We start from the raw sequence: 12,774 nt of genomic DNA, 5'->3' as shown, positions 1-12,774 counted from the left end.
AATTGCTTTTATACTCCAATAACAATAAAAGATGCAATTAGAGATATAACAGTTTTAATTAGAATTTTGGAGATTTATAATCAAGATACTTTGACAAGAATGTTGTCAAAGTATTTTTTATTATGTTTTACGATTAAATAATAGTAAAAAGCCAAATTTGACTTCAAAAAAAACGGTTATATAATGATGTAACACAATTGAAAATTGAATAGAAAAATAATTATTAAACCATATAAAATAGGCAGTTTTGGAGAGGGTGAAATATTCTCAATGGTTCTGGCTCCCCTCTTAATCAGGAGGGTGGGATGCGTTAAAGGCTAGTAGTTTTCCCAGATGCCTTTCAAGATTATTTTGAGAGGAATTGCCCGTACTAATCGCTAATAGCGAGGTAGAGGTAGGTTATTGCAGTGATGCAAGAGTTGTAAAGTTAGACCTGGGGACTTAATTAATATTGTGTGTTAATTTAACCTACTAAAAATGACTGACTGAGTGATAACTATATCCGTTTTGAACAGTTTTTCTCTGCCCCTTTTTAGGGGGTAGATCTGTCCTTCCCTCATTCCTCCTTCTCCATTTTGGAGTTTATAAATAAAAATACTTAGTGAATCACCCTCTAGATAAAAAAACCAAGGGGGTATAGATTCGCAATTCTTATTCTAAAAGTGGTTGTTCTTATTTATATAACTGGCTCTCCCATCCGCAAACAGCGGCTCTATCTTACGCAATCAATGGCTCAAAACTCCGCACAAGTGGCTCTCTTCAGCCGCAATAATAATCAGGCTTTTCTAATGCTATACATTGGAAATAATTTAGAGAAGGAGTCATTTCAATTATCAACTTCGGGTTAAACTCTTAAATAGTGGTTTTTCGTTGTAAAAGGCTTACATATTTAAGTAGTTCAGTGTAAACTGAATTTACATAATTTATAGTAGATAAATTCATAGTTGTCCGAATAATGTAAGTATTGTATTATAATTGCAACTCATTAAAAGCTAATTTACTATTGCTGGATAATCAATATTTTGATACGCAATTTAAATTGGAAAAGGAGGAAACTTATGAAAAAGTATATTTGTAACGAGTGTGGAGGAGAATTCTCCAAAAATCAACTCGATTCAGAATTACTGGTAGATGGTGAGTCTCTCTGCAAAGGATGTGCTAGCAGCTTAATGGAAGCTGGAAGAGACTTTGTAGATCCTAATCATAATTTTGATTCGTATGACGACTGGGACAAAAATGGACGTTAACTAAAATAACAGAAGTATTAAGAATAGACCGACCTCAATATAGTTGGTTAAGATTTTTTATTATTTCTTTCTTTGCTTACTATTTTGGGTGCTATAGTATATTCGCTTTCCGAAACAATCAATCTTTTTTTGAAAAAACAATCTTATATCTGCTCGATAAGAACCCATTTTGATCCCTCTTTTGGCAAATTGGGTTCTTATTACTTATTGTAACATGTGGGTTTGGGAGGTGCTTATGAACAAACCTCATTTATAAGCTACACAAGTGGCTCACTCACCCGCACTCATGGGCTCTATTGTCCGCAATACTCAAAGTCCTATGTTTTGCCCCAAGGTATATCTTTTATTAACAATTTGATACACTAACCGTAACTGTATATTGAATTAATAAGTCTCAAGTAAATTTATTGAGATAAGAAATATATAGAATGTACTTTAAATAATATTATGTTAAGTGGAGGGGAGCGTATGGATAACGGGGGAAGAACAATCGATAATATAAAATCCCAAGTTAGACACCTATTACAGGAGAATTTATATAGAGAAGTTACACCAGAAACAAAACATAATATATCAGGCATCTATATGATTTACATTGACCATTTTACTTCAGAGGAAATTGTCCCCATTTATATAGGACAAGCAAAGGATATACAAAGAAGATATAAACAACATTTTACTGAAATACTGGCTTTGAATAGACTTTCTTATGAGGAATATAACAAATATTTCTTTTCTAAAACTAGATCTTTTTATGAAGGTAAGTTTAAAGCGTGTAAAATTTTTAAATATATGCTAGAACATGATTGTTCTCTACAAGACTTTCATATGATTGTCTTAGAAGAGGTAGAAGAAGAAATGTTAGATGGAAAAGAAGAGGAATATTTTCAAAGATTATTACCCGCATTTTTTGGATTTAATCAACTGAATTCTTTACTTAAACAGTTTAAGTTGCGTTTTTCAGATTCACAATCGGAAATAAGGGATTATTTGAGGATATTACTGGAGGATGTTAATAATATAGCCACTTATTATGAATATGGATTTACAAAATTTAATTTTGAACATTCGGTACCAAAAGATATCTCTTTATTGAAAGACAAAGAACATTTAGATAGTGACATATTATTAAAGTTTGAAGAAGTAAATCTAAAGCTCAATGAATTGTGTGAACGATACATACCTAATTTTGAAGAAATAAAAAAATTGAATGAAAAGAAAAATAAATTATATGAAGTGTATAAAGTCGCTAGAGAACAATTTAATGAGGAATTAGACTTGCTGAAAAGGTTGATTAGCGAAAAATTTGTAGATATGAACATCTATAGCGAGGAAGCAATTAATAATTTTATAAATAGTATAGAGTATAAAGCTAACCCTAAGTACAAAGAACTTTTCCATAAGTATCTTAAATCAAAAAAGTGTAAATTAAATTTTTATAAGATTTTTGATAACCAAATTAAAGTTGTAAACAAAAAATTAGAAGAAAAAGAAAATAAGAATATTCCTTATCAAGAAATTTTGGACATATATTTAAATAACGAAGATACAATGAGACCAGAAAGATACAAATTAATTTTTCCTTCACATCACTTTGAATCTTTTTCTTTAAGAGCTAGGTCAAACCATTTTGTAATAGAAATAAACGAAGAAAATGATTTATTGAACACATGTCATATTAATATATACATATCAAATAATGCCATTAATAAAAGTGTTGAATACAGTAAGGAACCTTTTATTATTAGATTTGATTATTGTTACATAGATAATGAAGGAAATAAAATAGAAGTGAATCATTATATTGATAATGAAACTACAAGAAATTGTCAGTCTGGCATAGAATATATTGAAAAAGATTACTATGATTTTTGGGCTATAAAGAAAGAAAGGTTTAAAGTTTCTAGTATAATAAATAATGAAATAGACAACTCTTTTATTTCTGTTCTAGCTGAATACAAGCATGGGATTAACGATTACACGATAAAAAATAAAAAGTTGGTAAAATTATCAGCTGTTTTGGAAGAAATTCAACAATTAGTTGTTGAAGATACTCGATTTAGTGTTGGTGCTTCAGAATCGCAAAGATGCTTAGAACTTTGTATGTTGAATGAAAGATTAAGTAATAATTCTTGGGTAGAAAAATTACTTGCAAAAAAATTACCTAAAGTTAAGAAAAAAAGAAAAGCCTCTAAAAAAGCAATAAATAATTCGAGAGACTTGAAGGTAGATAATAAGGTTTCACGAGCTGAAGCTTATAAGCAAAAAATATTAAAAAAATCTAATAATGCTATTAATGTACTAAAATACATTTCAAGTAGAGAAAAAGTAACGGCGCAATGTATCAGTTGTGGATATGAGTGGCAGATCCGAAGTGACCATCTTTTAACAAGAACTTTTTGCCCGTCATGTAGAAAGAGATAAATGAAAGTATAAAGGAGCACCCACTTGTATAGGTGCTCTTTTAATTAGCTTATATTTCAGAAATTGAATTAACATAACGTCTCTTATCTTGTTCGTTGATAGTGGTATAGCGACTAGTAGTTTGAATACTATCGTGTCCCATTAACGTTGCAAGTGCACTTAAAGGAATATTAGCATTCTGGATTAAAGAGTTAGCATAAGTAGCACGAAGCCTAATGCAATATAGTTCGACCCCAGCCTCTATTCCAATCACTTCAACTACCCTTTGAATAGCACGTACCTCTAATCTATCCTGACGTTGAGAAGTAAAAACATACTTACTTCGGGTGTGATATATCTTATCTGATTTATTTCTTTCGTCTATCCAAGCATTTAATGCTTTACAGGTATCCATTGGAATTGGAACATAGCGAGATTTGTTTCTCTTAGAATCCTTTACTAAAAGAGTAGGTTCCTTATCTAAAAATAGACAATCTAATGTAAGGCTACTTAATTCACTTGGGCGCAAACCACATTTTAGTAAAACCATTAGTATGGCATATGCTTTGATTCCCTTTTCTTTAGCTTTACTCATTACTCTTAACTCTTCTGCTCTAGTCATATATTGACTTTTTATATTATCAACTTTTTGTAGTTTAATATATTTTGCAGGGTCTTCTTTTATAATATGTGTTTGTGTCATAAACTTATAAAACGTTTTGATACAGGCTAATTTCTGATTTACAGTAGCTGGAGAATACTTTTCTAATAATATTTGTCTGTATGCTTTAATTTCTCTGGTTGCCACTATTGATAAATCATCTATAAACTTTTCTTTGATTAACCAATTTGAAAATTGAGAAATAGTGTTTAGATAACTAACAATAGTCCTTTCACTTTTATCCATGTCCTCTAAATAATTATTAAAACCCTTTAAATAATTCATTTGTGAAACCACTCCCTTTAAATAGTGTTATACGCTCAGTTTTTTTATAGTGTTATACGATGAGAACATTAAATTTTAGCACCAAAAACCAAGTTTTCAAAAAGAACTAGCCACTTAATAATAATTATGTGTCCAGCAACCTATAGGAAGTAATGCCAATTATTAGTATAGTAAAATTTGTAATATACATTGTGTTATTATATTTATAAAGACAAAGATTAAAAAGATGTTTATTAATTCGTTGAAATGACCTAGGAAGGAAGAAATAGAGATGAAATTAGAAGAACTGGAATCTTGGTTATGGGGAGCAGCAAATATTCTTAGGGGACCTGTAGATCAATCCGACTTTAAATCATACATATTTCCAATGTTATTCTTTAAAAGGATATCTGATGTATACGATGAAGAACTCCAAGAATCTATGGAAATTTATGGAGAGGATTTTGATGAAGAACATAGATTCATCATACCAAAAGGTTGCCATTGGAATGAGGTTAGAAGTGTTACTAAAAATGTAGGTATAAAAATTTTAAGTTCAATAAGGGAAATAGAAAAGGCAAATCCTGAGAGCTTGTATGGTATTTTTGGTGATACACAATGGTCAAATAAAGATAAATTAACTGATGAAATACTAATAGAATTGATTGAGCATTTTTCCCAATATAACTTAGGGAATAAAAACGTAAAATCAAATACAATGGGACAGGCATATGAATATTTAATAAAAAAATTTGCTGATGTTGCAAATAAGAAGGCAGGAGAGTTTTATACTCCTAGAGAAATTGTAAAGTTAATGACAATGCTATTAGATCCTGAAGAAAATGAGAGTATTTACGACCCAGCTTGTGGAACGGGTGGGATGTTGTTGGAGGCAGTAGATCATTTGAATGATACGAGTAGAGATGCTAGGACTTTAAAACTTTATGGTCAAGAAAAGAACCTTACAACTTCTTCTATAGCAAGAATGAATTTGTTTTTACATGGTTTAGAGGATTTTAAAATTGTAAGAAATGATACTCTTAAAAATCCTGCATACTTTGAAGAGGATAAGCTAATGACCTTTGACTGTGTTATTGCGAATCCACCTTTTTCCTTGAAAAGTTGGGGGTATGAAGAATGGAAAGATGACCCTTATGGAAGGAATATAGCTGGCATTCCACCAAAAACAAATGGAGATTACGCTTGGGTGCAACATATGATTAAGTCTATGGAAATGTACACTGGACGTATGGCTGTGGTTTTATCCCAAGGTGTTTTATTTAGAGCTGGGGCAGAAGGTAAAATTAGAAGGGAATTACTTCAACAGGATTTATTAGATACTGTTATTGGATTAGCACCAAACTTATTTTACGGAACAAATATATCTGCTTGTATTTTATTTTTCAGAAAAGATAAACCCGTAGATAGAAAAGGGAAAGTACAATTTATAGATGCATCACAATTATTTAAAAAAGAAAGAAATCAAAATACATTATTATTAGAGCATGTTAACGAGATTTTTAAACTTTATAATGAATACAATACTACAAAAGGAAAGACCAGTATAGCAACTCTTGATGATATTAAATCTAATAATTTTAATTTAAACATTCCACTTTATGTAAAGCCAATTATAGAGGACGACGGAATATCATTAGAGCAAGCATATAATGAAATGGTCCAAGCATTAAAGGAAACTAATGAGTCAGAGAATGTATTAAACAGTTTTTTAAAAGAAATGGATGTGTAATCTGTGGGTAGAATATCTTTAGAAAAGCTAGAGAGGTATTTATGGGGTTCTGCAAATTTTCTAAGAGGTCATATTGATGCAGGAGATTATAAGCAATTTATTTTCCCGTTATTATTTCTAAAGAGATTATGCGATGTTTATGATGAAGAATATAATGATTCGCTTAATACATTAGGTGAGGATTTCGACGAAAATCATAGATTTATTATTCCAAAAGGTCATCACTGGAACGATATTAGGAAGAAAGTAAATAATATAGGAACAGCTATTCAAACTGCAATGGCTGAAATAGAGAAAGCAAACATTGGTAGGTTAGAAGGCATTTTTGGTGATGCACAGTGGACGAATAAAGATAGATTGCCTGATTCATTATTAAAAGATTTAATTGAACATTTCTCACAGCAAACTTTATCACTTCAAAATGTGTCGGAGGATGAATTAGGACAAGCTTATGAGTATTTAATAAAGAAATTTGCTGATGATAGTGGGCATACTGCACAAGAATTTTATTCAAATAGAACAATCGTAAGACTGATGACTGAATTGTTGGAACCCAATCCCAAAGAGAGTGTTTATGACCCAACATGTGGTAGTGGGGGGATGCTGTTACTTTCAGCACTACACTTAAAGGAAAAAGGGAAAGAGTATAGAAGCTTAAGATTATTTGGGCAAGAAATAAACTTAATTACATCCTCAATAGCTAAAATGAATATGTTTTTACACGGAATAGAGGACTTTGAAATATTAAGGGGTGACACACTAGAAAATCCAGCATTTATTAAGAATGATAAATTAAGGCAATTTGACATTGTACTAGCTAATCCTCCATATTCAATTAAAAGATGGAACCGTGAGAGGTGGGAAACAGATCCTTATGGACGTAACATATATGGTACTCCACCAAAATCAAGAGCGGATTATGCCTTTTTACAACATATTATTAAGAGTTTGAAAGCAGATACTGGAAGATGTGCAATATTATTTCCACATGGTGTGTTATTTAGGGATGCAGAACAAGAAATGAGAGAGAACTTAGTAAAAAGTGATGTTATTGAGTGTATTTTAGGGCTAGGTTCAAACTTATTCTATAATTCCCCAATGGAAGCCTGTGTAATATTTTGTAGAACAAATAAAAAAGAAGATAGAAAAGGGAAAATATTATTTATTAATGCTATCAATCAAGTTCGAAGAGAAAGAACAATGAGTTATATAGACCCTGAACATATCGAAGAAATAAAAGGTGTATATGATGAATTTAAGAGTATAAACGGTTTTTCAAATGTAGTTGAGGTTGATGAAGTGTTGAAAAATAATGCCAATCTAAACATTCCTTTGTATGTAATAGATAACAAGCAATATAAAAATTTTACAATTAATGAAACTGTAGAAGAGTATCAAATCGATAGTTCAAGTATAGACGACTCTTTTACAGAACTTTTTAAATTGGTTCAGGAGGTATCATTTAAGTGATAAAAGAGAAAGGGGATATTATTCAACTTGGTGATGGATGGCGTTTAGTTCCTTTTAAACTAATGGCTGAACACATTTCAAAACGAGTTGAACCAAAGGAAACAAAACTAAAATATTACATTGGATTAGAGCACCTAGATTCTAAAACTCTTAAGATAAAAAGGCACGGAACCCCTGAAGATGTTCAAGGAACTAAATTAGTGGCTAAACCAGGTGACATTATTTTTGGGAAAAGAAGAGCGTATCAAGGTAAGGTTGCAATATGTGAGTGGGACGCTATTGTATCAGCGCACTCAATGGTATTACGAGCACAAGAAGAAGTAATTATTAAAGAATTACTACCATTTTTTATGCAATCACAAGAATTTTATAATCGATCACTTAAAATATCAGAAGGTTCTTTATCACCTACTATCAAATGGAAGGTGTTAGCAGAGGAAAAATTCATTATACCTCCTAAAAATATTCAAAGAGATATCATAGAAAAACTGAATGCAACTGAAGACAATATTAATTGTAAGGAGATATTGTTAGAGAAAACATTAAAATATAAAGAAAAATTAGTTAATAAGCTATTAACAAGAGGGGTAAATCATTCTAATTATAAGCCATCATCCATCGGGGAAATTCCAAAAGATTGGGAATTAAAAAGAATCGATGATGTTTGTAATATTAATCCTCAGAAAGAAAAAATAGCGGATACTGATACAGAAATATCTTTTCTTACTATGGAAGATATATCAAATGACGCTAAGATAATTAACTTAAGGGAACGAAAATACTCTGAGGTTTCTAGTGGTTTTACATCATTTAGAGAAAATGACGTTATAGTAGCAAAAATAACACCTTGCTTCGAAAATGGTAAAGGAGCATTGGCTCAAAATTTAAAAAATTCTATAGGTTTTGGGAGCACGGAATTTCATATACTTCGGGCTAAGGATGAAGTCCTCCCCAAATATATCTACTATCACACAACAAACAAGTTATTTAGGACTTTAGGTGAGTGGAATATGACGGGATCTGCGGGACAGAAAAGGGTTCCAAAGGAATTTTTAGAAGGGTTCAAAATAGGAATTCCACCATTAACAGAACAGAGAAAAATTGTTGAAATACTTGATGGTCTAGAAAATGTTATCTCAAATATTGAAAGTAACATAAAGAATACCAAAAAGGTTAAAGAAGAATTGCTTATTTTCCTTTTTGACCCAAAGTTTTATCAAAATAATATAGCAAAAGTTTAATTTAAAGGAGGGATGTTGAGATGTCTGTAAGCAAGTTCAATGAAGGAAATTCTGTTAGAGATTACATCAGAGATTTACTTGTTGAAAATGGTTGGAAGTTCGTTCCCTCTAATAAATTTAATCGAGAATTGAATAATCCATTTATTGAAGAACATTTAGTAAATGCACTAAAAAAATTAAATCCAGAAATAAAAGCAGAACCGAGTCGTGCTGATGAAGTAATTTATAAATTAAGAGCCATTGTGTTAAGTGTAAAATATGAAGGTTTAGTTAGAGCAAATGAAGAGTTTTCCAAATGGCTTAGAGGTGAAAAGTCTATGCCATTTGGGAGAAACAATGAACATGTTCCCGTGAAACTAATTGACTTTGACGTTGTGAAAAATAATGAATTTATAGTAACTACAGAGTATAAGTTTAAAACTCAAGAAAGTCGAAGAACAGATTTGTACCTTTTAGTTAACGGAATTCCTCTAGTTATAGGTGAGTGTAAAACACCTGTTCGCCCAGCAATCTCTTGGGTTGATGGTGCAAAGCAAATCTCAGAGGATTATGAAAACAACGTTCCAGAACTTTTTGTCTCCAATGTATTTAATTTTGCTACTGATGGAAAAGAGTTTAGGTATGGGACAGTCAAATCACCAATCAATAAATGGTTCCCTTGGAGAGATTTTAATAAAGGAAAGCATTCAGAGCTGTCTGCATTACAATTTCCTATTAAGGAAATGTTGAATAGAAGAGTATTACTAGATCTATTGCAAAACTTTGTGATATTTACTACTGATGATAAAAAAAGAAGAATAAAAGTAATATGTCGTTCTCAACAATATGACACTGTTAATAAGATTGTAGAACGTGTAGTGAATGGTAAGATAAAGAAAGGATTAATCTGGCACTTTCAAGGTTCAGGAAAATCATTATTAATGTTATTTGCAGCGTTAAAATTACGTATGCACGAGAAGTTAAAAAGTCCGACTGTCTTAATAGTTGTAGATAGGAAGGATTTGGATTCACAAATAACAGGAACATTTTCCTCAGCGGATGTTCCAAATATGGTCCCTGCTAAAACAATCAGTAGTTTAGAACAGTTATTAATCCAAGATACACGTAAAATAATAATAACAACAATATTTAGATTTAAAGAAGTGGAAGAAGTCCTTAATGATAGAGAAAATATCATTGTCTTAGTAGATGAAGCACACCGTACTCAAGAGGGAGATTTGGGTATTAAAATGAGAAATGCTTTACCAAATGCATTTTTCTTTGGACTAACAGGAACTCCTATTAACAAGCGTGATAGAAATACATTTGCCACCTTTGGTGCTGAAGTTGATGAACAAGGGTATATGAGTAAATATTCTTTTGAGGACTCGATAAAGGATGGGGCAACAAGAAAATTAAAATTTGAGCCACGTCTGGTAAGGTTACATATTGATAAAGAGACTATGAAGGAAGAGTTTGATAACTTAACAGATACAATTGGTGATTTAGAAAGGGAGGAACTAATAAAACGAGCAGGAAGAGTATCCACCTTCGTTAAAGCACCTGAAAGAATAGAGATGGTAAGTAAAGATATAGCAAATCACTATAAAGAGATTATTGAACCCAATAAGTTTAAGGCAATGGTGGTCTGTTATGATAGAGAATGCTGTATTAAGTATAAAGAAGAATTAGACAGATTATTAGGTAAAGATGCCTGTGAAATTGTAATGACTGTTAATAGTGGGGAAGAAGAATATAAAAATTATGACCGTACCCCAGACGAAGAGAAAAAAGTATTAGATAATTTCAACATAGAGGAACACCCTTTAAAAGTTCTTATTGTTACTGCAAAATTATTAACTGGATTTGATGCTCCTATATTGCAGACAATGTATTTAGATAAACCTTTAAAAGAACATACACTATTACAAGCAATTTGTAGGACGAACCGAGTATATAAAGATAAAGAATTTGGTCTAATTGTTGATTATATAGGAGTTTTTGATGAGGTTGGTAAGGCGCTAAACTTTGACCAAAATTCAATGAAAAAAGTTATTGAAAATATCGATGAATATATAAAGGAGTTCCCAGTAGCACTAGATAAATCGTTATCATATTTTCAAGATATTGACCGAAATCTTGAAGGGTATGAGGGACTAATAAGAGCTCAAGAATGTTTACCTAATAATGAAACTAGAGATCAGTTTGCTTCGGACTTTTCTTATTTGTCTAAACTATGGGAAGCTATCTCTCCCAATCCAGTTTTAAACCAATATAAAGGCGATTACAGATGGCTTTCTCAAGTATATGAATCAGTTAAACCCTCAAGTGGTCAAGGAGCATTAGTTTGGCATACGCTTGGACCAAAAACAATGGATATCATTAATCGTAATATACATGTTTCAGAAATTGAGGATAATTTAGAAGAGATTGTTTTAGATGAGGAATTAGTTGAAGAAGTTCTTAAAAACCAAGATTCTCAAAAAGTGAAAGAGATTGAGTTTAAGATATCGGCAAGAATTAAAAGAAACATTAATAAAAACTCTAGGTTTAAAGAATTAGCACAAAAACTTGAAGAATTAAAAGAAAAATATGAAGAGAATTTTAAGACTAGTTTAAATTTCTTAAAGGAACTCTTGGAACTAGCTAAAGAAGTACTAAGGGCTGAAAAAGAAACAGACCTGAATGAAGATGTAAAGACAGGTAAAGCGGCTTTAACAGAATTATTTAATGATATTAAGTCTCAAAAAACCCACATCATTGTTGAAAGAATCGTAAATGACATTGATAGTATTGTTAATGTTGTAAGATTTGATGGTTGGCAAAATACTAATGCTGGAGAACGTGAAGTAAAGAGAGCCCTTAGAAAAACATTAGCAAAGTACCAATTGCATAAGGATCAGGAACTCTTTGAAAAAGCCTATAACTATATCAAAGAGTATTACTAAAAAGTAGGGGGAAGTGAGCCTCCTACTTTTTTCTAAGGGCTAACAAATAATTAAGATATATCCATAATAGTAAAGGTAAAGTATATATGCTATATATCGTATATAGATTAATCTCTATTAAAAATAACTTTTGCACTAACTAAATCATTAATACAATCAATAGAAAAGTTCTTTTCATTATCATAAAAACTTAAGATTTCATTCATGTAATTTCCTGTATATCCAAGCGTTTTTTTAATTTGTATTAGCCCAAATAAATATGTTTTATTATATATCACTTTTTTCCCTTTATTATGAATCTCTACAAAAGAACACTTTTCATTAATTATCAAATTGAAATAGAGCAAAAATGCTACTGTAGCTGGTGTGAGTGATATAACTAAAGGTACACTAATCTTTGAATGTTCTAGATATAAAAATATTGCTAGGAATCCGAGCCCTAAAAACATAACTATTATTCTATTTATAGTATAATCAAATTTACCAACATAAATATTAGTATTGAAAGCAACAATCCTCCTTTGAAATATCAATAACATAGATACCATTATCTATGAATAGGGAACACAGTTCATCATAGTCTCGAAAATGTTTCATACTTGGAACAACAAGGCATTGTATTTCCTCTAAGTTACCCACTAATTTAAACATTTCTTTAAAAGACCCTCGAGTATCTGTAAAAAACACACAATCATTAATATCTAAAGATAACTCTTCAATTGCGAAAAAAAATAGATTTAAAAAATAGTAATCCAAAAATTCCTGAGTATCTCCATAGCAGTAAAAAGCGTATTTCCTCATAATCCCACCC

9 protein-coding genes are annotated in these 12,774 nt (G+C 31.0%); 6 read left to right on the top strand and 3 right to left on the bottom strand.

Annotated features, from left to right (window positions below; genetic code table 11):
- The first annotated feature begins 1,058 nt into the window (after positions 1-1,058).
- Positions 1,059-1,247, top strand: coding sequence for a hypothetical protein (locus BCELL_RS21175; protein ID WP_013490847.1), 189 nt, complete (start codon positions 1,059-1,061; stop codon positions 1,245-1,247).
- Positions 1,248-1,715: 468 nt separating this feature from the next.
- Positions 1,716-3,671: a hypothetical protein gene (locus tag BCELL_RS21170; protein ID WP_013490846.1), complete on the top strand. Its 1,956-nt coding sequence runs from the start codon at positions 1,716-1,718 to the stop codon at positions 3,669-3,671.
- 49 nt (positions 3,672-3,720) lie between these two features.
- On the opposite strand, the gene BCELL_RS21165 is transcribed toward BCELL_RS21170, so the two are convergent.
- Positions 3,721-4,596 (bottom strand): tyrosine-type recombinase/integrase, encoded by an 876-nt coding sequence (locus BCELL_RS21165; protein WP_013490845.1) that lies wholly within the window; start codon positions 4,594-4,596, stop codon positions 3,721-3,723.
- 271 nt (positions 4,597-4,867) lie between these two features.
- Here BCELL_RS21165 and BCELL_RS21160 point away from each other — a divergent pair, with 271 nt between their 5' ends.
- Genes BCELL_RS21160 through BCELL_RS21145 form a run of 4 tightly spaced genes read left to right on the top strand, consistent with a single transcriptional unit; the run spans position 4,868 to position 11,963 of the window.
- Complete coding sequence (locus BCELL_RS21160) at positions 4,868-6,325, top strand: type I restriction-modification system subunit M (protein ID WP_013490844.1); 1,458 nt, start codon at positions 4,868-4,870, stop codon at positions 6,323-6,325.
- 3 nt (positions 6,326-6,328) lie between these two features.
- Positions 6,329-7,795 (top strand): type I restriction-modification system subunit M, encoded by a 1,467-nt coding sequence (locus BCELL_RS21155; RefSeq protein WP_013490843.1) that lies wholly within the window; start codon positions 6,329-6,331, stop codon positions 7,793-7,795.
- The gene (locus tag BCELL_RS21880; RefSeq protein ID WP_013490842.1) at positions 7,792-9,036 is read left to right on the top strand and encodes a restriction endonuclease subunit S; all 1,245 of its coding nucleotides are present in this window, start codon (positions 7,792-7,794) and stop codon (positions 9,034-9,036) included. Before BCELL_RS21155 ends, BCELL_RS21880 begins: the two co-directional genes overlap by 4 nt.
- 20 nt (positions 9,037-9,056) lie before the next feature.
- Positions 9,057-11,963, top strand: coding sequence for a type I restriction endonuclease subunit R (locus BCELL_RS21145; protein WP_013490841.1), 2,907 nt, complete (start codon positions 9,057-9,059; stop codon positions 11,961-11,963).
- A gap of 107 nt (positions 11,964-12,070) precedes the next feature.
- Here the strand turns inward: BCELL_RS21145 and BCELL_RS21140 are convergent, their stop codons facing one another.
- Together BCELL_RS21140 and BCELL_RS21135 are read right to left on the bottom strand one after the other, a co-directional pair.
- Positions 12,071-12,412 carry a hypothetical protein gene (locus BCELL_RS21140; RefSeq protein ID WP_041808470.1) on the bottom strand — a complete coding sequence of 114 codons (342 nt, stop codon included), beginning with the start codon at positions 12,410-12,412 and terminating at the stop codon, positions 12,071-12,073.
- 46 nt (positions 12,413-12,458) lie between these two features.
- Positions 12,459-12,764, bottom strand: coding sequence for a hypothetical protein (locus BCELL_RS21135; RefSeq protein WP_013490839.1), 306 nt, complete (start codon positions 12,762-12,764; stop codon positions 12,459-12,461).
- Between the last annotated feature and the right edge of the window lie 10 nt (positions 12,765-12,774).

Source organism: Evansella cellulosilytica DSM 2522, from assembly GCF_000177235.2.
Lineage (GTDB): Bacteria > Bacillota > Bacilli > Bacillales > Salisediminibacteriaceae > Evansella > Evansella cellulosilytica.
Note: the sequence above shows the minus strand (reverse complement) of the source record. Positions and strands in the feature narration are given on the sequence as shown.